General features: G+C 62.4%; 19 protein-coding genes. 12 read left to right on the top strand and 7 right to left on the bottom strand.

Translation table 11 applies throughout. The features are described from left to right. Nucleotides 1-222 precede the first annotated feature (222 nt). Nucleotides 223-447 carry a YgdI/YgdR family lipoprotein gene (locus AD659_RS06245; protein WP_053119970.1) on the bottom strand — a complete coding sequence of 75 codons (225 nt, stop codon included), beginning with the start codon at nucleotides 445-447 and terminating at the stop codon, nucleotides 223-225. A gap of 221 nt (nucleotides 448-668) precedes the next feature. Between AD659_RS06245 and AD659_RS06240 the strand changes: the two genes are divergently transcribed. From AD659_RS06240 to AD659_RS06230, 3 genes are all read left to right on the top strand, one after another. Beyond that, nucleotides 669-2,351, top strand: a complete 1,683-nt coding sequence (locus AD659_RS06240) for a VRR-NUC domain-containing protein (protein WP_053119352.1) — start codon at nucleotides 669-671, stop codon at nucleotides 2,349-2,351. Then, nucleotides 2,348-4,684, top strand: a complete 2,337-nt coding sequence (locus AD659_RS06235) for an ATP-dependent DNA helicase (protein WP_053119350.1) — start codon at nucleotides 2,348-2,350, stop codon at nucleotides 4,682-4,684. Before AD659_RS06240 ends, AD659_RS06235 begins: the two co-directional genes overlap by 4 nt. A 74-nt stretch (nucleotides 4,685-4,758) precedes the next feature. Beyond that, complete coding sequence (locus tag AD659_RS06230) at nucleotides 4,759-6,687, top strand: hybrid sensor histidine kinase/response regulator (protein WP_053119349.1); 1,929 nt, start codon at nucleotides 4,759-4,761, stop codon at nucleotides 6,685-6,687. Between the two features lie 127 nt (nucleotides 6,688-6,814). Here the strand turns inward: AD659_RS06230 and AD659_RS06225 are convergent, their stop codons facing one another. Next, complete coding sequence (locus tag AD659_RS06225; protein ID WP_053119347.1) at nucleotides 6,815-7,045, bottom strand: hypothetical protein; 231 nt, start codon at nucleotides 7,043-7,045, stop codon at nucleotides 6,815-6,817. Nucleotides 7,046-7,197: 152 nt separating this feature from the next. On the opposite strand from AD659_RS06225, the gene AD659_RS06220 reads away from it, so the two are divergent. Next, the gene (locus AD659_RS06220; RefSeq protein WP_053119344.1) at nucleotides 7,198-7,734 is read left to right on the top strand and encodes a hypothetical protein; all 537 of its coding nucleotides are present in this window, start codon (nucleotides 7,198-7,200) and stop codon (nucleotides 7,732-7,734) included. 147 nt (nucleotides 7,735-7,881) lie between these two features. On the opposite strand, the gene AD659_RS06215 is transcribed toward AD659_RS06220, so the two are convergent. Beyond that, nucleotides 7,882-9,219, bottom strand: a complete 1,338-nt coding sequence (locus tag AD659_RS06215; protein WP_053119342.1) for a cation:proton antiporter — start codon at nucleotides 9,217-9,219, stop codon at nucleotides 7,882-7,884. Between the two features lie 359 nt (nucleotides 9,220-9,578). Here AD659_RS06215 and AD659_RS06210 point away from each other — a divergent pair, with 359 nt between their 5' ends. From AD659_RS06210 to AD659_RS06180, 7 genes are all read left to right on the top strand, one after another. Beyond that, on the top strand, nucleotides 9,579-10,964 hold the full coding sequence (locus AD659_RS06210; RefSeq protein ID WP_053119340.1) for an iron-containing redox enzyme family protein: 1,386 nt from the start codon (nucleotides 9,579-9,581) through the stop codon (nucleotides 10,962-10,964). 10 nt (nucleotides 10,965-10,974) lie between these two features. After that, nucleotides 10,975-11,976, top strand: a complete 1,002-nt coding sequence (locus AD659_RS06205) for a methyltransferase (RefSeq protein WP_053119338.1) — start codon at nucleotides 10,975-10,977, stop codon at nucleotides 11,974-11,976. Further along, nucleotides 11,948-13,111 carry a carboxylate-amine ligase gene (locus tag AD659_RS06200; RefSeq protein ID WP_053119336.1) on the top strand — a complete coding sequence of 388 codons (1,164 nt, stop codon included), beginning with the start codon at nucleotides 11,948-11,950 and terminating at the stop codon, nucleotides 13,109-13,111. Before AD659_RS06205 ends, AD659_RS06200 begins: the two co-directional genes overlap by 29 nt. After that, nucleotides 13,108-15,723, top strand: coding sequence for a DNA ligase D (gene ligD, locus AD659_RS06195; protein ID WP_053119334.1), 2,616 nt, complete (start codon nucleotides 13,108-13,110; stop codon nucleotides 15,721-15,723). Before AD659_RS06200 ends, ligD begins: the two co-directional genes overlap by 4 nt. A 170-nt stretch (nucleotides 15,724-15,893) precedes the next feature. After that, nucleotides 15,894-16,730: an AraC family transcriptional regulator gene (locus tag AD659_RS06190; protein ID WP_053119332.1), complete on the top strand. Its 837-nt coding sequence runs from the start codon at nucleotides 15,894-15,896 to the stop codon at nucleotides 16,728-16,730. A 54-nt stretch (nucleotides 16,731-16,784) separates the two neighbouring features. Then, nucleotides 16,785-17,387, top strand: coding sequence for a LysE family translocator (locus tag AD659_RS06185; RefSeq protein ID WP_053119330.1), 603 nt, complete (start codon nucleotides 16,785-16,787; stop codon nucleotides 17,385-17,387). A 125-nt stretch (nucleotides 17,388-17,512) separates the two neighbouring features. Then, nucleotides 17,513-17,839: a four-helix bundle copper-binding protein gene (locus AD659_RS06180; RefSeq protein ID WP_053119328.1), complete on the top strand. Its 327-nt coding sequence runs from the start codon at nucleotides 17,513-17,515 to the stop codon at nucleotides 17,837-17,839. 69 nt (nucleotides 17,840-17,908) lie between these two features. Here the strand turns inward: AD659_RS06180 and aldA are convergent, their stop codons facing one another. From aldA to AD659_RS06160, 4 genes are read right to left on the bottom strand one after another with little or no spacing between them, the layout of a single operon-like run. Further along, on the bottom strand, nucleotides 17,909-19,342 hold the full coding sequence (gene aldA, locus AD659_RS06175; RefSeq protein ID WP_053119326.1) for an aldehyde dehydrogenase: 1,434 nt from the start codon (nucleotides 19,340-19,342) through the stop codon (nucleotides 17,909-17,911). Nucleotides 19,343-19,354: 12 nt separating this feature from the next. Continuing rightward, nucleotides 19,355-20,155, bottom strand: a complete 801-nt coding sequence (locus tag AD659_RS06170) for an aldolase/citrate lyase family protein (RefSeq protein ID WP_053119324.1) — start codon at nucleotides 20,153-20,155, stop codon at nucleotides 19,355-19,357. A gap of 12 nt (nucleotides 20,156-20,167) precedes the next feature. Continuing rightward, nucleotides 20,168-21,352 carry an L-rhamnonate dehydratase gene (rhmD, locus tag AD659_RS06165; RefSeq protein WP_053119322.1) on the bottom strand — a complete coding sequence of 395 codons (1,185 nt, stop codon included), beginning with the start codon at nucleotides 21,350-21,352 and terminating at the stop codon, nucleotides 20,168-20,170. A 17-nt stretch (nucleotides 21,353-21,369) separates the two neighbouring features. Further along, nucleotides 21,370-22,665 carry an MFS transporter gene (locus AD659_RS06160; RefSeq protein ID WP_053119321.1) on the bottom strand — a complete coding sequence of 432 codons (1,296 nt, stop codon included), beginning with the start codon at nucleotides 22,663-22,665 and terminating at the stop codon, nucleotides 21,370-21,372. A 123-nt stretch (nucleotides 22,666-22,788) separates the two neighbouring features. On the opposite strand from AD659_RS06160, the gene AD659_RS06155 reads away from it, so the two are divergent. Further along, nucleotides 22,789-23,727, top strand: a complete 939-nt coding sequence (locus tag AD659_RS06155) for a LysR family transcriptional regulator (protein WP_053119319.1) — start codon at nucleotides 22,789-22,791, stop codon at nucleotides 23,725-23,727. Nucleotides 23,728-23,742 lie beyond the last annotated feature (15 nt).

The following is a 23,742-nucleotide window of genomic DNA, read 5'->3' as shown; positions in this document are numbered from 1 at the left end:
GCTCCCACAGTGGATCACAGGTTTATACAGTCTTTGTATTCACCTCCGAGCCTTTGTGGGAGCGAGCCTGCTCGCGATTGGGCCGGCACATCCAGACTTGCTGTGGCTGACCCACCGCTCCCACAGGGGGATCTTGGGTGAATGCAGTATTTGTGTTCACCGCCGGAACCTGTGGGAGCGAGCTTGCTCGCGATCGCGGTGCATCAGGCGAACCACTGGAAATCAGTCTTCCTTGCGAATGGTGGCCACATCATCGGCGCGGACCCGGACTTTCCTGCCGGAAATGTCCTCGAACTCGTAGAAACCGTCGGCGGTGCGGGTGTTAGGGGTGTCCTTGGTCAAATACTGGGTACCGTTCTGCAAGGTCACTACGGTGGGCGACGCGCAGCCAGCCAACGCCATAAATGCCACGGCAACCAGGGGCAGGCCCAGAAACCTAATGTTCATAACCATAACCTCTCAAATCAAAAGGACACGGAGCAGCTGATTCGACCGCGCCATCATCTTAGCTAACCGCCATTGGTCTCGCTTGTTGTAGGAAAGTTCATCGCCAACTGAAGGATTTCACCTTAAATATAGGAGACCGTTCATCTTTTGCGGTTGCCTGGCGGGTTTACAGCTGTTATCTGTATGCATAACCAGTACCTGACTCCTTGGCGTTTCTTTCCGTGGCAGCCCGTTCTCTCGACGATCCGTTCTATTACCTGAACAACTTCCAGCAAGTGCTCGCGTGGTTGACCCAGCGTTATGCCGATGTGCTCAGTCGTGAAGAGCAGCGCTTCATCGATGATTTCGCGGCGTTACCCCGTGCCTCCCAGGGCTTGCTGGTGCGGATGGTGATGCGCAAAGGGCTGCGGTTTCGCCATGGCAAGCTGAGCTATCCGGAAATCGGCGACATTGGCGCCGCCATAGAGCCTTTGCTGGCGCTGGGTTGGGTCGATGAACAGGCCCCGATCGGGCTCGTCGAGCTGTTCGAGGTGTTGCTCAAGGCGGAAATCCTCCAGTGCCTGGGCCACCTCATCGAACACCCGAAGGCGAAAAAGACCGAATGGCTCCAGGCCTTGGACGATCATTCCAATCCGCCTCAGCCGTTCCGTGCCTGGTGCCCGCAACTCGACGACCGCCTGTACAGCCTGACGATCATGCAACTGTGCGACAGGCTGCGATTGATGTTCTTTGGCAATCTTTACCAGGACTGGTCGGAATTCGTCCTGGCCGAGCTGGGCATCTTCACCTACGAAACTGTCGAGTTCAGCGCCGAGTCACGGGGCTTGCGCAGCCGTGAAGATGTCGATGCCTGTCTGTTCCTGCACGATTGCCAGCAGCGCTTCGAAGCCGGCGAGCCCGTGGACGAAATCGTCGCCCAGATCAAAGAACTGTCCTTGGACAATCCGTGGCTGGAACGGCGGCGGGGCAAGTTATTGTTCCAGATTGGCCAGCACGGCGAGCGGATCGGTGATTTCGCCTTGGCCTTGTGTATCTATCGCGATTGCACCTACCCGGGCGCGCGGCTGCGAATGGTCCGGGTGCTGGAGCGCATTGGCGAATACGCCCTGGCCCTTGAACTGGGCGAGGCGGCGGCGCAGGCCCCGCAAAGTGCCGCCGAAACCCAGGCCTTGCTGCGGATCGTGCCTCGTCTGCGGCGCAAGCTGGGCGGCCCGCCAGTGCCACGGACCATGGCCCGGGAAGTGGAGCGCCTGGAGCTGCATCTGCCTCGCGTCGATCCGGCCTTGTCGGTGGAGTACCACGTCCAGGCGCATTTGCACGACGAAGCCGCGCCGGTGCATTACGTCGAGAACAGCCTGATCAATTCGCTGTTCGGCCTGCTGTGCTGGCCGGCGATCTTCGCGCCGTTGCCGGGGGCGTTTTTCCACCCGTTCCAGCGCGGGCCGGTCGACCTGCTCAACGAGGACTTCCAGGCCCGTCGCGCCGAGTTGTTCGCGGCCTGCCTGGCGGAGTTGGACGATGGCCGCTATCGGCAGACCATTGGCCGCCGTTACGCCGAAAAGTGGGGCGTGCAATCGCCATTCGTGTTCTGGGGCGCATTGTCCGAGCCCTTGCTGGAGCAAGCCCTCGATTGCCTGCCGGCCGAGCACCTCAAGCACTGGTTCCAGCGCCTGCTGCTGGACATCAAGGCCAACCGCGCCGGCATGCCGGACCTGATCCAGTTCTGGCCGCAGCAAAAGACCTACCGCATGATCGAAGTCAAAGGCCCCGGCGATCGCCTGCAAGACAACCAACTGCGCTGGCTGGAGTTCTGTCATGAGCACCAGATGCCGGTCGCCGTCTGTTATGTGCAATGGGCGGAGTCCGCTATCGCGAGCGAGCTCGCTCGCGATGGGGCCACATGAACCCAGCACCGAGCTACAGCATCGCGGTGCGGGCGCTGTGTGAGTTCACCGCCAAGGTGGGCGACCTTGACCTGCGCTTCACACCCTCGCCGACAGCCCTGGAAGGCATCGCCGGCCACCGTACCGTCGCCTCGCGGCGCAGCGAGGGCTATCAGGCTGAAGTGGCCCTCGAAGGTCATTACCAGACACTGAGCGTCAAAGGCCGGGCCGACGGCTACGACCCGGCTCGCCAGTGCCTGGAAGAAGTGAAGACCTACCGGGGCGATTTGAGCAAACAACCGGCCAACCATCGCCAGTTGCATTGGGCCCAGGCGAAGATCTATGGCTGGCTGATGTGCCAGAAGCTGCAATTGCCGCACATCGACGTGGCCCTGGTGTATTTCGACATCGTCAGCGAAAAGGAAACCTGCATCAACCAACGCTTCGAGGCGGCGCAACTGCAAGCCTTTTTCGAGGAACAATGCGCGTCGTTCCTGGCTTGGGCCGAGCAGGAAATGGCCCATCGACAGGCGCGCAACCTCGGCGCCCAGGCGCTGGCATTTCCCCATGCGGGTTTCAGGCCGGGACAACGGCACTTGGCCGAATCGGTGTTCAAGGCGGTCAGTACCGGCCGCTGCCTGATGGCCCAGGCGCCCACCGGCATTGGCAAGACCGTCGGTACCTTGTTTCCGCTGCTCAAGGCCCTGGCGCCGCAGCAACTGGACAAGGTCTACTTCCTCACGGCGAAAACCCCGGGGCGCAAATTGGCCCTGGACGCGGCGCGCGTGATCACCGACAGCGCGCCGTCGATGCCGTTGCGGGTGCTGGAAATGATCGCCCGGGACAAGGCCTGCGAACACCCGGACAAAGCCTGCCATGGCGAATCCTGCCCGCTGGCCCGGGGGTTCTACGACCGCTTGCCGGGCGCCCGTGCGGCGGCGAGCCGGGTCACGATGCTCGACCAGGCGGCTTTGCGCGAGATTGCCCTGGTCCATGAGGTCTGCCCGTATTACCTCAGCCAGGAAATGGCCCGTTGGGTTGACGTGGTGGTGGCCGACTACAACTATTACTTCGACTTCAGCGCCTTGCTCTTCGGCCTGGCCCAGGCCAATCACTGGACCGTCGCGACCCTGGTGGACGAGGCCCATAACCTGGTGGACCGGGGGCGGCAGATGTACAGCGCGACCCTCGGCCAGGCCACGCTGAGCAGCGTGCGCAAGACCGCCCCCGAAGCGCTGAAGAAGTCCCTGGAACGGGTCAATCGCCAATGGAACGCCTTGCATACGCCCCAGGTGGCGGCCTATCAGGCTTATGAAAAGCTCCCGGAAAAACTGCTCCAGGCCTTGGCCACCTGTACCACCGCCATCGGCGATTACCTCAACGATCATCCCCAGGGCCTGGACAGCGCACTGCAGGCGTTCTACTTCGACGCCTTGCAGTTTGGCCGGGTGGCGGAAACGTTCGACGAGCACTTTCTGTTCGACATCCACAAGCGCGAGCTCGGCCGCCAGCGTAGTCTGTCGACGCTGTGCCTGCGCAACGTGGTGCCGGCCGCGTTCCTGCGGCCCAGGCTGACGGCGGCCCGCAGCACCGTGCTGTTCTCGGCGACCCTGAGCCCTCGGCATTATTACGCAGACTTACTGGGGACGCCGGACGACACGGTGTGGATCGATGTCGAATCGCCGTTCAAGGCCGAGCAACTGGACGTCCAGGTTGTCAGCCGCATTTCCACCCGTTTTGCCCATCGCCAGGCGTCCCTGGAGCCGATCGTCACGTTGATGGCCCGCCAGTTCAGCGAGCGCCCGGGCAACTACCTGGCTTTTTTCAGCAGCTTCGATTACTTGCAGCAGGTGGCCGGGCTGTTTGCTGAGCGATACCCGCAGATCGCCCTCTGGACGCAATCGCGGGGCATGGGCGAAGCCCCTCGGCAGGCATTTCTCGAACGCTTCATGGAGCACAGCCAGGGCATTGGTTTTGCCGTGCTGGGCGGTGCGTTTGGAGAGGGCATCGACTTGCCGGGCTCACGCCTGATCGGCGCCTTCATCGCCACCTTGGGGCTGGCGCAGTTCAACCCGGTCAATGAGCAGATGAAACAGCGCATGGCGGCGATTTTCGGCGACGGCTATGACTACACTTATTTGTATCCCGGGCTGCAAAAGGTCGTACAGGCCGCCGGCCGCGTCATCCGCACCCAACAGGACCGTGGGGTGGTGATGCTGATCGACGATCGGTTTGGCGAGGCCAGGGTGCAGCAATTGTTGCCGCGTTGGTGGTCGGTCACCCCGGAAACACACCGCGCACCCACAGGGAGTCGAGCAGGACTTGAGCTTGTGAGTCTTCTAGAGACCCGCTGATTTATTCAATGGTTTTTCCTGACGCCAGACTTGTTCCATAATTCGCAAAAAATCCACACGGATGCCCCGGCCAGATGCTCGAGAACGACTCCAAGACCCCACTCATCAATGAGGAACAGCGCTTTCGCCTGCTCATCGATGCGGTGGTCGACTACGCCATCTACATGACCGACCCTTCGGGCATCATCACCAGTTGGAACTCTGGCGCCAGGCGTTTCAAAGGCTACGAGGAAGCCGAGATCCTCGGCCAGCATTTCTCCCGGTTCTACACCGATCAGGACCGCGCCGCCGGCCTGCCGCAACGGGCGCTGGACACGGCCGTGCAGGAAGGGCGTTTCGAAGGCGAGGGCTGGCGGGTGCGCAAGGACGGCACACTGTTCTGGTCCCATGTGGTAATCGATCCGATCATCGACAGCCAGAGCGGCACCTTGCTCGGCTTCGCCAAGATCACCCGCGACCTGACCGACCGCAAGATGGCCGAGGAAACCCTCAAGCAAAGCGAGCAGCAGTTTCGCTTGCTGGTGCAAAGCGTCACCGATTACGCCATCTACATGCTCGACCCGGAAGGACAGGTCACCAACTGGAACCTGGGGGCACAGCGGATCAAGGGGTATCTGCCGGTGGAAGCCATCGGCCGGCATTTCTCGATGTTCTACACCCCTGAGGACCGCGATGCTGGCGAGCCCCAGCGCGCATTGAGCATCGCCGCCAGCGAAGGGCGTTTCGAGAAAAAGGGCTGGCGCATGCGCAAGGATGGCACGCGCTTCATGGCCCACGTGGTCATCGATGCGATTCGCAGCGATACCGGCACGCTGTTGGGGTTTGCCAAGATCACCCGTGACATCACCGACGCTACCCAGGCCCAGCAGGCCCTTGAGCAGGCCCGTGAGGCACTGTTCCAATCCCAGAAACTGCAAGCCATCGGTCAGCTCACCGGGGGTATAGCCCATGACTTCAATAACCTGTTGACGGTGATCCTTGGCAACCTGGAAATCGTGCGCAAGCGCATGCCTGGCGAGCCGAAACTTACTCAATTGCTGGATAACGCGACCCAAGGCGCGCTGCGCGGGGTTTCGTTGACCCAACGCATGCTGGCGTTCGCCCGTCGGCAGAAACTCACCTACGAATCGGTCGAGCTGTCGGCCCTGGTGCAGGGCATCAGCGGCCTGCTGCAAAGCTCCCTGGGCCCGTCGATACACATCCAGACCCGTTTTGACGAGGCGCTGTCGCCGGTGCTGGCCGATGTCAACCAACTGGAGCTGGCGATTCTCAACCTGGCGACCAATGCCCGGGACGCCATGCCCCATGGCGGCCAGATCATGATCACCGCCGATGAGCGGCAGGGGGCCGATGCCGCGCCGGACAAGCCAATGGCACCCGGGCGCTACATTTGCCTGACGATAACCGATGAAGGCGAGGGCATGGACGAAGCCACGCTGGCTTCGGCCGTGGACCCGTTCTTCACCACCAAGGGCGTCGGCAAGGGCACGGGCCTGGGGCTGTCCATGGTGCATGGCCTGGCGGAACAGCTGGGCGGCCGCTTGACGCTCAAAAGCCGGAAAGGCGTCGGGACCACCGCCGAACTGTGGTTGCCGGTGGCTGGCGATTCCGCCCCAGGCAAAGCGGCGGTCGAGGAGGCCGCGCCGCCGGTCCACGAGTTGAAAGTGCTGGTGGTCGACGATGACAGCCTGGTGCTGACCAGCACGCGCCTGTTGATCGAAGACCTGGGGCACCGAGTCCTTTGCGCGCCATCGGGGGCTCAGGCGTTGGAACTGTATGAGCGCAACCTGGACATCGACCTGGTGATCACTGACATGGCCATGCCGCAGATGGACGGCGCGCAACTGGCGAAATTGTTGCGTGATCGCCAACCGACCCTGCCTATCATCCTGGCCACCGGTTATGCCGAGCGCCTGGAGGGGTTCGCCGCGCAATTGCCTCGGTTGATCAAGCCGTTCAAGCAGATTGACCTGATGCAGATCATTGGGCAGACGATGAAATAGTCAGGAAGGCAATGGTGTCTCCTGTGGCGAGGGAGCTTGCTCCCGCTCGAGTGCGTAGCGCTCGCCTGCCTTTAGGGCTGCTTCGCAGCCCAGCGGGAGCAAGCTTCCTCGCCACAAGAGCGAACGCCTATTCGGTGTTCTTCTTGAACCCACGCAAATTCATCGCACACAGGCAAAACTGCAACACGATCAATGCATACGCATCCGTATGCAGCCCCCAGACCACCCACAGAATGTTGCTCGCCATAAAACAACTGAAGCCCGCCACCCGACGTCGGGGTTGGCGTGAGCCGATCAACCAGGCGGCCAGCACCGTGACGAGCATCGCCGGCCATTGCACCCATCCAAGATAATCCACGCAACGGTCCTCTAGCCTTTACACAGTAGAGACCTTGGCGCTTGGGCAGCGTTTCCTCGGATTTTGCTGCACCTGTGGTCCTTTGGCTTGAACTTGCCGCGGACCGGGTTCTTCTAATGAGTCCGAATCATCACCGAGGCACAACCTGCGCAATGCCCAGAATACTCACCGGGCCCACCCCGGAAGAAGAACTGACGGAACACAACGCCCAACTGTTCGGCTCGCCCAAGGAGCGACTGGATTTCTATCGCCGGGAAATCCAATACGAAACCAGTATCCTGGCCAACCGAACCGATGCTTACCTGGCCGCCCAATCCTTCCTGGTGATCGCCTTTGCCTCGTGCATGGCCAACCTGAACCCGGAGTGGGGCAAGTTGTTCACGCTGATCGTGCCGCCATTCCTGGCCTTGCTCGGATTTTTGAGTTCGCTCAATGCGTGGCCGGGCATCAAGGCGGCCTACGAGATCATCGATCATTGGCATTTCAAACAGAGTGAGCTATTGCGCGCCGAACCCTTGATGGGCCTGGCTTATGACGAATCGCCGCTGTTCAGCGAGCGGGAATCGACCCACAAGGGCTACCGCAAGTCGTTACTGTTCTCGGTGCGTACCCCTTGGATCTTTGCCACGTTCTGGGTATTGCTGGGGGCGTATTCGGTCTATATCCAGGTGAGCGATCCTGGTGGTTGAAACACACCCTTTGAAGTCGGGCATCATTGTGGCGAGGGAGCTTGCTCCCGCTGGGCTGCGCAGCGGCCCCAAGCTTTGCGGCTGCTGCGCAACCGAGCGGGAGCAAGCTCCCTCGCCACAACAGCGTTCACTTCCTGCCACAGTGCCTCAGCTTGGCTGCTTGCGGCGTTCGTACCAGGCCAACGTGGGCTGGGTCGTGACGCCATGAACCAGAATGCTCAAGGCCACCACCGACAGAGTGAGGTTGATGCACAATTGCGCCACCTCTGGCTGCAGGTCATGGTTCAAGGCGAAGAACAGATAAAACAGGCTGCCGATCCCACGTATGCCGAACCAGCCGATCAGCAACCGTTGCGGTCCGTCGAGCAATCGCCGCCAGGGCACCACCAGCACACTCAACGGACGGATGACGACAAACAGCAGGGCACCGATCGCCAGGGCTCGCCAGTCCCAATGGTTGGCCAGCACAACCCCCAGCAGAGTGACCAGGAACACTTCCATCGACCGCTCCACCAGGCTGCCGAACGCCAGCATGTCACTCATCATCACCCCTGCGGCTAACTGACTGTCGTCCAGCGAGTCGGTATCGCCCATGATGGCCTGTTGAGGATCGACGGTTTCATGGCCCACCACCGGTTGCACCAGGTGTTCCGCCGGTGGTGCCGTTTCATCGGTGGATTTGACCTCGGCCTGACGCAGCCCCAGGCCAGCGGCGAACACGGAGAGAAAGCCATAGCCCTGGACCCAGTCGGCCACGACGTACGCCAGGGCAATCAGCGCCAGGGCCAGGTAATCATTGGGCGACAGGGTGCTGTCGGCATTCCGGATGCGCATCGACAAGGTCAGCCGGCCAATGCCACGGCCCATCCAATAGCCGACCAGCAATCCGGCCGGCACGGCCCACAGCACGTTACGCAGCAGCCATTCACCGAGAAAACCGCTGCCGTCGTCACGCAGCATCAACAGCCCGAGGATGACAAAGGGAAATGCCGTACCGTCGTTCAACCCTGCTTCGCCCGACAGGCCGAACCGCACCCGGTCGTCATCCCGGGCATCGTTGACCTGCACCAGTGCCGCCAACACCGGATCGGTGGGCGCCAGCATCGCGCCGATCAGCATCGACGCGCCCCAACTCAGCCCCAACAGATAGTGCAGCGCCAGGCACAGGCCGGCGATGCACAGGATCATCACCGGCCCGGCCAGCCCATAGGCCACGCGCCAGGTTCGGTCCTTGAGGGGCAGGCGCAACTTGAGGCCGCTGACGAATAGCGAAAACACCACCGCGACTTCCGTGAGGTGCTCCATCCAGACCGACGAGTCGCTGATGTCCAGTTTCAGCGCGCCCAACCCCATCGGCCCGATGGCGATGCCCAGCACCAGGCACATCGCCGAGGTGGTGACCGGCATCCAGCGCAGATAGGAGGAGGTCAGGGCCAGGGTCAGCAACACCGCACCGAGCACCGCTACCCATACTGTGAACGTCATCGTTGCTCCTTGGATAAGCGGGTGCCGACTGACCCCGTGGCGAGGGAGCTTGCTCCCGCTCGGCTGCGAAGCAGTCGTAAAAATGCTTGGATCGCATCGCCTGCATGGGCCGCTTCGCGTCCAGCGGGAGCAAGCTCCCTCGCCACAACAGCGCGCTTGCCACATTCAACAGCGGGGTGGCTCAGCGCGGGTGGTTCTCAGCATTCGAGGGCTGGAGCGAAACGAGGGTTCCCATCATTAACGGAGCGCCCCGTTTATCCGCCGGCCTTTCAATCCAAGGGAATTTTTCGCCGTTTCCGGCGCTCTGCAACAGAAGAGACGTTCTGATTCAGCGTCCGCCGAGAACCCAAGAGGCCCATATGACTGCGCTGACACCCCTCCAATCCCAGCCGGCCACCGTGCACCCTGTCATCCATAACGGCCAGGTGCGCCAATGCTATGAACGACTGCTTCAAGGCCCGGACGACGCTGACAAGCAAGCCGTCGCCCAAACGTTCCTCCAGCAATGCCTCACGAAGGCTGCGGCGCTGTCCCAGGAGATGCCCACCGACCCCACGGCGCTGCCGGCCTGGGTCGAGCAGCACAGCGCCGGCGTTGCCCGGCAATACGCGGATTATCTGGAACGGCGCAAAAGCGGCGGCCCGCGGGAGTTCTTCAGCAGCAAGGCCCACGCGCTGTACTTCCTGCAAGCCGTGGCACCGACCAAACGGGTGGACGGCGCCTGGTTGTATGGCGTGGTCAAGCACTGGCACGACCACCGTTTCGAAGGGTTGCTGTGCACCTACCTGGAAGAACTGGGGGACGGTCATCCTTCACAGAACCACGTGGTGCTCTATCGCAAGCTGCTTGCCGAACACGACCTGTCGGACGCCCCGGACATCGACGATGAGCTTTATCTGCAAGGCGCCGTGCAGCTGGCGCTGGGGTATGCCGGCGATGAATACCTGCCTGAAGTCATTGGCTACAACCTGGGCTACGAACAGTTGCCCTTGCATCTGTTGATCAGCGCCTACGAATTGAGCGAGCTGGACATTGATCCGTACTACTTCACCTTGCACGTCACCATCGACAACGCCAGCACCGGCCACGCCCACAAAGCCGTGCAAGCCTTGCTGCAATTGATGCCGATGGAAGCCGACCGTGACGCCTTCTGGCAGCGGGTCACGTTGGGCTATCGCCTCAATGACCTGGGGCAGGGCAGCCGGGCCATCATTGGCGCCTTCGACCTGGATCGCGAAGTGCTGGAGATGCTTGAACGCAAGCGCCCGTTTGGCCAGCACATGCACTCCGATTACTGCAAGTTCGAAGGCAAGACCGTCAACCAATGGCTCTCGGCGCCGGGCCAGTTGGAAGGGTTCCTGGCGGCGATGCAGCACAAAGGCTGGATCAAGCGCCATGAAGATCCGCAAAACAGCCGTTTCTGGACGCTGATCGACGGGCCGGGCGCGGCCATGTTCGGGGTGTTCAGCCCCTACGAAAAACAACTGCTGCACGACTGGATTGCTGGTGATTGGCTGGACGAACGCACGACGCCCGGCGCCCGGCGCGGCCCGAACGCTGCCTGCGAGCCGGTGACGCCGATGGATGATCCCGATGTGCAAAGCCTGCAACAAGCACTGCGCGGACGCTCGCCCGAGGAGCAGATGCAAGTCTTGATGCCTTGGCTCGGCGCTCGTTGCCATAGCCATCCGGCCGGGTTGCTGGCGACTCGCCGGTTCATCGAACTCAAATCTGCACTTCGCTAGGGCGCCCTGCATGACTGACGAAGAACGCCTGTCGGAACCGGACCTCGCGCTGTTGCAACTGGGCCGACGCCTGCAAGCCGACGGCTACCGTTTCATCACCCCGACGCCGTTGACCCACGAACGGGTCAATCAGCGTCCTGGTAATGAGCGTTCCAAGACCTTGCGGGACGTGTTTGGCTGGTCACGGCCGTTTGCGCCGGGGCTGATCAGCGCCGATGAGCAGCGGCAACTGCAGGAGGCCCAGGTGCTGGAGGAGTGCGACGGCGTGTTGTGTAGCCGGGTGCGCTGGTCGAGCCTGGATGGCTTGCTGTTCGCTCATTCGCAGTTCCCCACGCAGGCCACCGATGCGGTGTTCTTCGGCCCCGACAGCTACCGTTTCGCCCAACTGATCCATACGCACCTGCAACAGAACTTCACGGCGGTGCATCGCGCCGTGGATATCGGTTGTGGCGCCGGGGTCGGTGCCATCGTGATTGCCCGTGCCCGCCGTGAAGCGCAGGTGCTGGCGGTGGACATTAACCCTCAAGCCCTGCGCCTGAGCGCCGTGAATGCGGCGCTGGCCGAGGTGGCCAATGTCGAAGTCGCCCGCAGCGACGTGCTGCAGGACGTGCCTGGCAACTTCGACCTGATCGTCGCCAACCCGCCGTACATGGCCGATCCCTCCGAACGCGCCTATCGCCACGGTGGCGGAGCATTGGGCGCTGGGCTGTCGCTGCGCATCGTCGAGCAGGCTTTGCCCCGACTCACCCCTGGCGGCTCGTTGGTGCTCTACACCGGCGTGGCGATGGTGGATGGACGCGATCCGTTCCTCGAAGCATTGGGGCAATGGCGTGACTCGGCGGATTACGGCTGGACCTACAAGGAATTGGACCCGGATGTGTTCGGTGAGGAACTGCTCACGCCGGGTTATCAGGACGTGGAAAGGATCGCCGTGGTGGCGTTGGTTGTAACCCGCATCGGAGCGGGTATCGGAGGGATTATTAATGAACAGGCGCATGAAATTCGGCATTGAAGAGGAGTATTTCATCACCGATCTGCAAACCCGTTGCATGCCTGGTGAACCACCCGCGCGGGCGATCGCCGCGTGCCAGGCCGAGCTGGGCAAGCATTTCGCCCATGAAATGTTCCAATGCCAGGTCGAGATGGCTTCGCCCATCTTTCACAGCCTGCCCGAGGCCACCGACTACCTGAGCCAGGTGCGCAGCGGCTTGACGAAGCGCTTGGCCGAGCATGGCCTGGGCTTGCTCAGCGCAGGCTCCCATCCGATGGCGACCCAGGTGCTGCAGCCCACGGATGAGCTGCATTTCCAGCAACTGTTCGACGATTATCAGCGGGTGGCACGGCGCAGCGTGCTGTCGGGCCTGCACGTACACGTGGAGGTTCCTGCGACCCAGGATCGGGTGCGGGTGATGAATGAGATCTTGCCCTGGTTGCCGATGTTCCTCGCCCTGAGTGCTTCATCGCCGTTCTGGAACGGCGGCAACAGTGGTTTCAGCAGCTACCGGCAAGTCGCCTGTGATGAATGGCCGCGCATGGGCGTGCCGGAGTATTTTGAAGACGAGTCGGCCTTCGCCGGTTACGTCGACATGCTCATGCGCACCGGTTCGATTCGCCAGGCCAGCGACTGTTGGTGGGTGATACGGCCTTCATCGCGTTATCCCACGCTGGAGCTGCGCATTTGCGATGCTTGCCCGCGGGCAGAGGACGTCCTTTGCCTGGTCTCGCTGTTTCGCCTGATGGTGGCCCATGCCGTTGCGCAGCGCCGGCCCGGCGCCCGCTACAGCCAGATGTCCCAGTGGATCCTCAAGGAAAACCGCTGGCGGGCCAAGCGCCACGGGACGCTCGCCGAGTTTATCGTCGAGGGGCAGGAACAGCCGATGCTGATCGGTGAATGGCTGACCCTGGCGGAGCAAACCTTCGGCGAAACCGCGGCGAAGCTCGGCGTCCAGGACGTGTTCAAACAGGCTCGCCGGATCGTCCAGGAAGGCTCCAGCGCCGACCGGCAAATCGTGCTCTACGAGCAAGGTCTGCTGCTGGGTGATTCGGTCGAACAGGCCCTGAGCCGCGTGGTTGACCAATTGCTCGCGGAAACTGCCGGGATGCCGGTTGCCGATCCGGCGTTGCAGCAAGTGGCAGGTGGTCCATGAGCAGCAAGACCCTGGAGGACTACAACCGCATGCGTGATTTCACCGCCACCCCCGAGCCGGCGGCGAAACGGACGCGAAAATCGGCTAAAACTGCCCATGCCCTGCAGTTCTGCATTCAAAAGCACGATGCCACACGCCTGCATTACGACTTCCGGCTGGAACTGGACGGCGCGCTCAAGAGCTGGGCGGTGCCCAAGGGCCCCTCCCTGGACCCGAAAGCCAAGCGCCTGGCCGTGCACGTTGAAGATCACCCGTTGGATTACGCGACGTTCGAGGGCAGCATTCCAGAGGGGCACTACGGCGCCGGTGACGTGATCGTCTGGGACCGGGGCGTCTGGATACCCCAAGGGGACCCCCACGAGGCCTATGCAAAAGGCCGGCTCAAGTTCGAGCTGCAAGGCGAAAAGCTCAGCGGCCTGTGGAACCTGGTACGCACCCACATGCCTGGCAAGCAGGAGCAATGGTTCCTGATCAAGCATCAGGACCCGGCGGCCCGCCCCGAGAGCGAATACGACGTGGTCCAGGCCGAGCCGGACAGCGTGCTCAGCGATCGCACCCTCGTGCCCAAGCGCCGGGGCAAGGCCGCCGCCGCCAAAGCGGCGAAACAGCCGGAAAAAGCGGCCCAACGAACTTCACCGAAACGCACCACGAAAACCACCCTCAGCGGCGCAGTCGCCGGGCCGCTGCCGGAAACCCTCAAGCCGGAACTGGCAACGCTGGTGGAAAGCGCGCCCGACGGCGAGTGGTTGTATGAAATCAAGTTCGATGGTTACCGGGTCATGGCGCGCATCGAAAACGGCGATGTCAGGCTGCTTACCCGCAACGGCCATGATTGGACCCACAAGTTGCCAAGACAGGCCGAGGCCCTGGCCGCGCTGGGGTTGGAATCGGCCTGGCTCGACGGCGAGATGGTGGTGGCCAACGACGACGGTGTGCCGGACTTCCAGGCCCTGCAAAACGCCTTCGAGGCCGGCAGCAGCGGCAAGATCGCCTATTATCTGTTCGACCTGCCTTATCTCAGTGGCATGGATCTGCGCAAAGTGCCGGTGCAAGAGCGCCGCGCCGCATTGGCCGCGGTACTGGAGCCCAACGAAAGCCCCTTGTTGCGGTTCTCCGATGCCTTTGAGGAAACCCCCGATGCGCTGCTCAACAGCGCCTGCCAGATGAAGATGGAAGGGTTGATCGGCAAGCGCGTCGGCAGTGCCTATGTGTCCAGGCGCAGTAACGATTGGATCAAGCTCAAATGCAAGAATCGCCAGGAATTCGTGGTGGTGGGCTTCAGCGATCCGAAGGGCGCGCGAAGTGCCTTTGGCGCGTTGCTGCTGGGGCTGCACGATGCCGACAGCGGGCAGTTGCGCTACGCCGGCAAGGTAGGCACCGGGTTCAACGAAACCACCCTTAAAAGCATCTACCAGCAACTGCTGCCCCTGGAGACGAAAAAACCCGCCGTAGTGAATCCGCCCACCGGCTACGAGGCCAAGGGCGTGCACTGGCTCGAACCGACACTGTTGGCCGAGGTGGCGTTTGCCGAAATGACCAAGGAAGGCTCGGTGCGCCATGCGGTCTTCCATGGCTTGCGCGACGACAAGCCGGCCAAGGACATTACCCAGGAGCTTGCCAAACCCGTGAAAAAGACCACCGCGACGAAGAGCAGCAAGGCCAAGGATGCGCCTGAGGCGGTGCCAGCCAAGGGCAAGGGCAAGGCAAAAACCAAGGCGCCGGCCATGGATGGCAAGGTTCGCATCACCCACCCGGACCGGGTCATCGATGCCAGCAGCGGCACCACCAAGCTGCAACTGGCCGAGTACTACGCCAGCGTGGCCGAATTCATCCTGCCGGAGTTGGCGGAACGTCCGGTAGCCTTGGTCCGGGCGCCGGAGGGTATCGCCGGAGAGCTGTTTTTCCAGAAGAACCCCGAGCGCCTGGCGATCCCCGGCATCACCAGCCTGGACAAGGACCTGACCGGGCAACCGGTGATGATCATCAACAACGCCGAAGCGCTGATCGGCGCGGTGCAGATGAGTACGGTGGAACTGCACACCTGGAATGCCACGTCCGTCGACCTGGATCAGCCCGACCGCTTCGTCCTCGACCTTGACCCGGACCCGGCGCTGCCCTGGAAAAGCATGGTCGAAGCGACACAACTCACGTTATCGGTGCTCGATGAGCTGGGGCTCAAGGCATTTCTGAAGACCAGCGGCGGCAAGGGCATTCATGTGGTGGTGCCGTTGACACGCAAGTTGGGCTGGGACGAGGTCAAGGGGTTCAGCCATGCAATTGTCAGCCACATGGCCAAGCTGCTGCCGGATCGTTTTTCGGCGGTGTCCGGGCCGAAGAACCGGGTAGGACGGATTTTCATCGATTACCTGCGCAACGGCTTGGGCGCCACCACCATCTGTGCCTACGCCGCCCGCACCCGTGAGGGGTTGCCGGTGTCGGTGCCGATTTTCCGCGAGGAAGTGGCTGAGCTCAAGGGGGCGAACCTGTGGAATGTGCACAATGTTCATGAGCGTCTGGCGGAAGTGGGTCATGAGCCTTGGGCTGGGTTGAAGAAAACGCGTCAGAGCATTACCGCTGAGATGCGTAGGCGTATTGGTATGAAAAAGATTTAAGGTGTTTGGGGGGGTATCCATGGTTGCGGCAACGACGGCTTAGCCGCTCCCACCGGTGGATTTTGCAGGTGAACATCCGCGAGCCCGCACAAGGTTTGCACAAATCTTCCAGACACTTCTTCCATCAGCAGTTAATCTGCCAAGCGCACATTCGCTAAACGGGATAAGGCATGACCGCGCGCAACTGGATCGATTTCAAGCAGGACGCGACGTCCGGTATCGAGACCGTGCGTGCGCATTTCGAGGGGCATGCCTATGATCCCCATTGGCATGACACTTATCTGGTGGGCGTGACCGAGCAGGGCGTGCAGCAGTTTCATTGTCGCCGCCAGCAGCACAACAGCACGCCGGGCAAGGTGTTCCTGCTTGAGCCGGGTGAGTTGCACGACGGCAACGCGCCCCACGACCATGGGTTCACCTACCGCACGTTGTACCTTGAACCCCAATGGCTGGAGCGCGAGCTGCGTTCGTTGTTCGACGAAGCGCCGGACAACGCCCAGTTGGGGTTCGCCGCCACCCTGACGGACGATGCACAGTTGGCGAGTGCCACGGCCTTGGCCTTCCAGAGCCTGCATGAGCAGGAAATCCGCATCGTGCGCCAGACGGCCCTCGATACCCTGTTGGCCAACCTGACCCAACACCTGCACTGGCGGGCGCGGATCAACCCGGATCCACGGTTACCATTGGTGGCGCAGCAGGCCCGGGATTATCTGCACAGTCACCTGAGCGAAGACGTCGGCCTGGATGACCTGGCACGGGTCACCGGCGTGGATCGTTTTCGCCTGACTCGTGCGTTCAAGGCTGCTTTCGGCCTGGCGCCCCATGCCTATCTGATCCAGTTGCGCCTGGCCCGCGCCCGGCGACTACTGGCCCGTGGCGAGAGCGCCGTGGCGGTGGCGGCAATGCTTGGGTTTGCCGATCAAAGCCATTTGGGCCGCTGGTTCCAGCGCGCCTATCGCCTGAGCCCGGCGGACTACCGCAAGCGCTGCTCAATTGTTCCAGACTGACCATGGCTTGGCGGGGATGATCAAGCGATCGATCCTTTACCGAGAAGTCGCTCCATGGACCAGTTGCTGCCGTTTGCCTTGTTCGCGTTTGTTGCCTCTATCACCCCGGGCCCGACCAATATCCTGGTGTTGAGCCATAGCTCGCGCTTCGGCCTCGCAACCACCTTGCCAATCATCCTTGGCGCCTGTGCGGCGGCGGCCTTGCTGGTGCTTTTGGTCGGCACCGGGCTGGGGGACGTGCTGGCGCGCCATGCGACGATTCAGACGCTGCTCTCATGGGCGGGCATCGCCTGGCTGAGCTGGATGGCCTGGCAGATTTTCCGTGCACCGGCCGAGGCCATCGACCCGGACCGTCCGGTTGAGGGGCCGCGCCTGGGCCTGACGGGGGCGGCTGCATTGCAGTTGGTGAATCCAAAAACCTGGATGATGGCATTGGCGGTGGTCAGCGTCTTCGCTGGTGCCGAGGCCGACCGTACCGTGAGGGTCCTGTGGCTGTCCCTGGCGTTCTTCGCCATTTCGATCCCGTGCATGACGGCCTGGGCCTACCTGGGCCGCGGTGCCGCACGGTTCTGCCGTTCCGCCGTGGCGATGGGGCGATTCAATCGGGTCATGGCGGTGATGCTGCTGGTGTCGGCGTGGTTGACGCTGGTGGTCTGAGCGGCTGACAAAATTGTAATTTTTCTTTCGAAACCTCCGGATTGCCGGCCGAGTCGGACCTTATACCGCCCCTGTCCGGGCGCGGTACAACCCGCCCAATCGACCTTCGCAACAGGAGATTCCCCATGAACAGTCGTTACGAGGCCTGCATCGCCGAATGCGTTGCGTGTGCCATGGCCTGTGAAGCCTGCGCCGCAGCTTGCCTGCGTGAACAGAGCGTACAAATGATGGCCAGGTGCATCGAGCTGGACCGTGACTGCGCCGACCTTTGTCGGCTCGCGGCCACACTCATGAAGCGCGACAGCCCTGTCGCCGCACAACTGTGCGGCGTGTGTGCGGCGATTTGCCGTGCGTGTGGCGAGGAGTGCGGCAAGCACCAAGCGGAACACTGCCAGGCGTGCGCAAGCGCTTGCCGGTCTTGCGCCGAGGCGTGTGAGCGTATGGCAGCCTGACGGGTACGGCCAGGCCAGGCGCGGGTCCTGAACGGGTCAACATCTGGCCTGGCCACGCTTCATTGCCGGTCAGCTTTGCAAGTACACCGCGTGGGTATGGGTGTATTCATACAAGCCATGCTTGCCATCGGCCCCACCGACCCCGGACTTGCGGACCCCGGCATGAAACCCCTGCATGGCTTCGAAGTTTTCCCGGTTGACGTAGGTTTCACCAAAGTCCAGGCCCCGAATGGCGTGCATGGCGCGGCCCAGGTCCCGGGTGTAGACCGACGAGGTCAGGCCATAGTCGCAGTCATTGGCCAGGGCGATCGCTTCGTCCAGGTCATCGATGATCTGAATGGGCAGTACCGGACCGAAGATTTCTTCACGCATGATTTCCATCGATGCGTTGCAACCGGCCAATACGGTGGGTTGGAAATGAAAACCATCGGGGCGGTCCGCCACGCTGCCGCCACTGATCAGGCTGGCACCCTGGTTGAGGGCGGTGCGCACCTTGCGTTCGACGTTGTCCAGGCCCTGGCGATTGATCAACGGGCCCATTTCCACGTCTGGCTCGGCCAGCGGATCACCGTAGCGGGTGGCTGACATGGCGGCGCTGATGCGCTCGATGAATTGATCGGCGACCTTGCGCTCCACGTAGACCCGCTCGGCACAGTTGCAGACCTGCCCGGTGTTGATGATCCGGGAGTCGCGAATGGCCTTGACCGCCAGCGCCAGGTCGGCGTCCGCCAGCACAATGGCGGGGGCCTTGCCGCCCAACTCCAGGTTGAGTTTGGTGATGTTCGCCGCCGCCGCGGTCATGATCCGCGAGCCGGTGTCCACGCTGCCGGTGAAACTGATCATGTCCACGCCTTTGTGACCGCTCAAGGCCGCACCGACCTGGCCGTCGCCACACACCACGTTGAATACGCCGGGCGGCAGGTCGGTTTCGGCCACCAGCCGGGCAAATTCGAAGCAGTTGTTCGGGGTTTCTTCACTGGGCTTGATGACAATGGTGTTGCCGGTCAACAGCGCCGGCGCCATCTTGCGGGCAATCAAAAAGAACGGAAAGTTCCACGGCAGGATCCCGGCGACCACGCCCAAGGGTTTGCGAAACAGGAAGATATTCTCCCCGGGGCGGTCGCTGGTGATGATTTCGCCTTCGATGCGGCGGGCCCACTCGGCCATGTAGTCGAGATAATCGGCGGTGAAGTTCACCTCGACTTCGGCCAGGGCGCTGATCTTGCCTTGTTCCAGGGTGATGGTGCGGGCCAGGTGCGCAACGTTTTCCCGCAGTTTGGCGGCGATGCGGCGCAGGTGACCGGCGCGCTCGATGGCCGGTTTGGCCGACCAGTCTTGCTGGGCCGCACGGGCGGCGGCCAGAGCCTGGTCGACGTCAGCGGTGGCGGAAGCCGGGACACGGGACAGCAGGGCGCCGGTAGCGGGGTTGAATACGTCCAGGTGCGCTTCGCTGTGGGTGAATCGGCCGTTGATGAAGTTCTGGTACACGGGAACGGATGACATGGACTGCTCCTTTCAATACGTGCGCGAGGGCGTCTGAGAGGTACCCGGTTCGCGATAGCGGGCGAGGGTGGCCTGGGCGCTCTGGCGCAGCAGGCTGATGTCGATGGCCACGGCGATGAACTGGCAGCCCCAATCCTGATAACGACGCGCATCGGCTTCGTTGGGCGCCAGGATGCCGCAGGCCTTGCCTGCCGCGAGGGTGGCATCGACCGCGTGGTGGATGCGTTCCTGCACCTCGGGATGGCCGGGGTTGCCTGCATGGCCGAGTCCGATGGACAGGTCTGCGGGACCGATGAACACCGCGTCCACGCCCTCGACAGACGCGATGGCTTCGACGTTTTCCACGCCGATGCGCGATTCCACCTGGACGATCAGGCACAGTTCCTCATGGGCGCTGGTGAGGTAGTCCGGCACACCGTCCCAACGCGTGGCACGGGTCAGGCCACCGCCCACGCCGCGAATGCCATGGGGCGGATAACGCATGGCACGCACCAGGGACTGGGCCTGCTCAGCGGTTTCGACCATGGGGATCATCAAGGTCTGGGCGCCGACGTCCAGCAGTTGCTTGATCAGGTTGGCGTCGTCGGTCACCGCCCGGACCACGGGTGCGGTGGTATAAGGCGCGACGGCCTGGAGCTGGCCTAGCACACTGGGTACGGTGTTCGGCGCGTGTTCGCCATCGATCAACATCCAGTCGTAACCGGTGCCGGCGATGATCTCGGCGGCGTAACCGTTGGCGAAACCGGCCCAGATCCCGTACTGGGTCTGCGTTGAGGTAAGCGCCGCCTTGAAGGCGTTGCGAGGCAGGTTCATTGGCGTACTCCTTTAGCGGTGATAAGGCCGGTGCAACGGGCAGTCCGGATTGAGCGTCACGCCGAAGCCCGGCTGGTCAAGGACCGACAGGCGCATGCGGCCTTCCACCGGCACGGGTTCGCCCAACAGTTGCGGATGGAACATCGGCACCACTTCGTCCGCCTTGGGCGCCATCATCAGGAATTCGGCGAACGGGCTGTTATGCCGAGTGGCAACGAAGTGATAGCTGTAGACCGAGGAACCGTGGGGGATCACCAACGCGTTGTGGGCGTCGGCCAGGGCCGAGATCTTCACCAGTTCGGTGAGGCCGCCGCACCAGCCAACGTCCGGCTGGATGATGTCGCAGCAACCCATCTCCAGCAGCATGCGAAAGCCCCAGCGAGTGGCCTCATGCTCACCGGTGGTCACCAGCATGCCCTTGGGCACATTGTTGCGCAGGGCCGCGTAGCCCCAGTAATCATCGGGCGGCAACGCTTCTTCGATCCATTTGAGTCCGTATTCATGGGCTGCGGTTGCGAGCCGGGTGGCGTAGTTGACGTCCAGGCTCATCCAGCAATCGAGCATCAGCCAGAAATCCGGACCGACCCGTTCGCGCATGGTCGCCAGGGCTTCGAGATTCTTGCGCAGGCCTTCCTCGCCTTCGGCCGGACCGTGATGCAAAGGCATCTTGCCGCCGATGAAACCCATTTTTTGCGCCAGGTCCGGCCGTGCGCCGGTGGCGTAGAACTGCAATTCGTCGCGCACTGCGCCGCCAAGCAACTGATGCACCGGCTCCTGGCGGATCTTGCCCAGCAAATCCCAGAGCGCCAGGTCCACGCCGGATATCGTGTTGATCACCAGGCCCTTGCGCCCGTAGTAGAGCGTCGACTGGTACATCTGGTCCCAGATTTTTTCGATGTCGGTCACCCGGGCGCCTTCGATGAATCGTGCCAGGTGCTTTTCAACGATGTAGGCCGCGGGCTCGCCACCGGTGGTCACGGCGAACCCGATGGTGCCATCGCTGGCCTCGATCTCCACGACCAGGGTGCCCAGTACATTGATGCCAAAACTGCGGCGGCTCTGACGGTAGTCCGGGTACTTGCTCATGGGCGTGGCGATGTGATCGTCGATCCAGTGGCCGTCGGCCTGGTCGTGATAGTCCGCGCCGCCGCCTCGAAGCACGAAGGCGCGAACGTGTTTGATGGTGGGAATACCCATGTGTGCAGCTCCTTGAGTTAAACAGTGGCTGGCGTCTTCGAAGCGCGTTGACCGGGCGAGTGGATGCCCAGCACCAGCAACGCGGCGATAACGGTGGTCATGGCGAGCAGATAGAGACCCGCGGCGGGGGAGTGGAAGGCGTCTTCGGCCCAGTTCTTCAGCACCGGGGCGATAAAGCCGCCAAGGGCGCCAAAGGAGTTGATCAGCGCGATGCCCGCCGCCGCCGCGCTGCCGGCCAGGTAGCTGGACGGAAAGGTCCAGAACACCGGTTGTACGGCGATGAAACCGGAGGCGGCGAAGCACAGGGCGATGATGCCCAGCAGTGGACTGGACACGCTCACCGAACAGGCGATACCCGCGGCGGCCATGAGCAGGGTCAGCGCAGCAGTGCGCCGCCGCTGACCGGTGCGGTCGCTGTAGCCGGGAATCAGATAGGCCGCGCACAGGGCGCAGATCCATGGGATTGCCGTGACCAGCCCCACCATGAGCCCGACCTTACTGCCCAGCAGGCCACCGACCTGGGTCGGCAAGTAAAACACCACGCCATAAACACTGGCCTGGATCAGCAGGTAGATCAGGCACAGGTACAACACCGAGGGTTGGCACAACACGCTGAGCAGGCTCCGGCCGTGGGATTGTTTGTGCTGATCCTCGGCGTCGAGCAGCGCCTGGACCTGTTGGCGTTCTTCGACCGTCAGCCATTTTGCGTCGGCAGGGCGGTTGTCCAGGTACCAATAGGCCCAGATGCCGACGGCCGAGGCCATCAGGCCTTCAACGGCGAACAACCACTGCCAGCCATGGACGCCAGCAAAGCCGTCGAGCTCCAACAAGAGCCCCGACAGCGGGCTGCCGAAGATGAACGCCAGTGGCGCGCCGAAATAGAAGAAGCCCATGGCCTTGCCCCGGGCCGCGGAGGGGAACCAGTAGGTGAGATAGAGGATGACACCGGGAAAAAATCCGGCTTCCGCCACGCCGAGCAAGAAGCGCAGCACGTAGAAACTCGTTTCGTTGTGAGCAAAGACCATGGCCGCCGATACCAGGCCCCAGGTGACCATGATCCGGCACATCCATAACCGGGCGCCGACGCGGTGCAGGATCAAGTTGCTCGGCACCTCCAACAAGGCGTACCCGGCAAAGAACACCCCGGCGCCAAACGCGAAGGCCGCGTCACCAATACCGGTATCGGCCTGGAAGGCCTGTTTGGCGAACCCGACGTTGGCGCGGTCGAGGAACGCCATGATGTACATCAGCAACAGGAAGGGCAGCAGGCGCCAGGAAATCTTGGCCAGCACAGACGCAGGAAGAGTCTTCATCGCGGGGTTCCTTTAGCAGGTATTTGTTCTTATGGGCTGGACTGTACGGCGGGCGATCGATGCGTTACAAATCGAATTTCGCTAACAAGCGATACCCTCACGGTATCGATCAAGAGGCCCTCGATGACCCATCCCGTGCTGTCCCGCAGCCTGTTCAATCGCCTGCGCTACAAACACCTGCACATGCTGGTCGCCCTCAGTGCCAGCCAGAATCTGCATCGCGCCTCCCAGAGCCTGAACATGTCGCAACCGGCGGCGACCCGGATGTTGCACGAGATCGAGGACATGTTCGGTTGCGACCTGTTCGAGCGGTTGCCCCGGGGGATGCGCCCGACCGCCTTGGGCCAGGAGTTGATCCGTTTCGCCGAGTCAGCCTTGAGCGGCCTGGATCGCTGCGCCGAAGACCTGCTGGCACGTCAGCAGGGCGGTTACGGTTACTTGTCGATCGGCACGATCATGGGCGCGGCGCCGGACCTGGTCATGGACTCCATCGCCCGCATCAAGGCCCTCAACCCGCAGTTGCGCATTCGCATCATGGGCGATACCAGCGACCAGGTGATCCAGTTGCTGGAGCAAGGCCGTATCGACCTGGCCATCGCCCGGCGCAATGCCGCCACGGACAGCGAGCACTATGATTTCGAACAACTGGGCAATGAACGATTACTGGTGGTGGTCCACGCCGGACACCCTTTGGCCCGACGCAAAAAACTGACGCTGGCCGAACTGGTCAGCGACTGGCCGTGGATCCTGCAACCGGAAACCAGCCCGGCGCGCATTGGTCTCGACCAGGCTTTGCAACGTCTGGCGTTGCCGATTCCAGCGGACATCATCGAGTGCAGCTCGGTGTATTCCATGCAGCAACTGATTCAACTGACCGATGCGATCATGGTGCTTTCGGAAACCGCCTTGCGCGACTACTTGAAGATGGGCCTGGTGGTGGCGTTACCGGTGGCGCTGGACGTGCAACTGGCACCGTTCGGGTTGCTGCGACGCAAGGGCGAACCGGTGAGCCGGGAATTGGGCCTGTTCATCGATCTACTGCGCAGCCGGGCGGCGGTGTAAGCACGAAGATCCAAA

It is taken from the genome of Pseudomonas thivervalensis, from assembly GCF_001269655.1.
Lineage (GTDB): Bacteria > Pseudomonadota > Gammaproteobacteria > Pseudomonadales > Pseudomonadaceae > Aquipseudomonas > Aquipseudomonas thivervalensis.
The sequence above is the reverse complement of the archived record's forward strand: the minus strand, read 5'-3'. Positions and strand labels throughout refer to the sequence as shown.

Bases quoted from the DNA above. Each gene is read 5' to 3' on its own strand.
- AD659_RS06245 (WP_053119970.1), bottom strand. From the start codon at position 447: ATGAACATTAGGTTTCTGGGCCTGCCCCTGGTTGCCGTGGCATTTATG.
- AD659_RS06235 (WP_053119350.1), top strand. From the start codon at position 2,348: ATGAACCCAGCACCGAGCTACAGCATCGCGGTGCGGGCGCTGTGTGAG.
- AD659_RS06230 (WP_053119349.1), top strand. From the start codon at position 4,759: ATGCTCGAGAACGACTCCAAGACCCCACTCATCAATGAGGAACAGCGC.
- AD659_RS06220 (WP_053119344.1), top strand. From the start codon at position 7,198: ATGCCCAGAATACTCACCGGGCCCACCCCGGAAGAAGAACTGACGGAA.
- AD659_RS06215 (WP_053119342.1), bottom strand. From the start codon at position 9,219: ATGACGTTCACAGTATGGGTAGCGGTGCTCGGTGCGGTGTTGCTGACC.
- AD659_RS06210 (WP_053119340.1), top strand. From the start codon at position 9,579: ATGACTGCGCTGACACCCCTCCAATCCCAGCCGGCCACCGTGCACCCT.
- AD659_RS06205 (WP_053119338.1), top strand. From the start codon at position 10,975: ATGACTGACGAAGAACGCCTGTCGGAACCGGACCTCGCGCTGTTGCAA.
- AD659_RS06200 (WP_053119336.1), top strand. From the start codon at position 11,948: ATGAACAGGCGCATGAAATTCGGCATTGAAGAGGAGTATTTCATCACC.
- ligD (WP_053119334.1), top strand. From the start codon at position 13,108: ATGAGCAGCAAGACCCTGGAGGACTACAACCGCATGCGTGATTTCACC.
- AD659_RS06190 (WP_053119332.1), top strand. From the start codon at position 15,894: ATGACCGCGCGCAACTGGATCGATTTCAAGCAGGACGCGACGTCCGGT.
- AD659_RS06185 (WP_053119330.1), top strand. From the start codon at position 16,785: ATGGACCAGTTGCTGCCGTTTGCCTTGTTCGCGTTTGTTGCCTCTATC.
- AD659_RS06180 (WP_053119328.1), top strand. From the start codon at position 17,513: ATGAACAGTCGTTACGAGGCCTGCATCGCCGAATGCGTTGCGTGTGCC.
- aldA (WP_053119326.1), bottom strand. From the start codon at position 19,342: ATGTCATCCGTTCCCGTGTACCAGAACTTCATCAACGGCCGATTCACC.
- AD659_RS06170 (WP_053119324.1), bottom strand. From the start codon at position 20,155: ATGAACCTGCCTCGCAACGCCTTCAAGGCGGCGCTTACCTCAACGCAG.
- rhmD (WP_053119322.1), bottom strand. From the start codon at position 21,352: ATGGGTATTCCCACCATCAAACACGTTCGCGCCTTCGTGCTTCGAGGC.
- AD659_RS06160 (WP_053119321.1), bottom strand. From the start codon at position 22,665: ATGAAGACTCTTCCTGCGTCTGTGCTGGCCAAGATTTCCTGGCGCCTG.
- AD659_RS06155 (WP_053119319.1), top strand. From the start codon at position 22,789: ATGACCCATCCCGTGCTGTCCCGCAGCCTGTTCAATCGCCTGCGCTAC.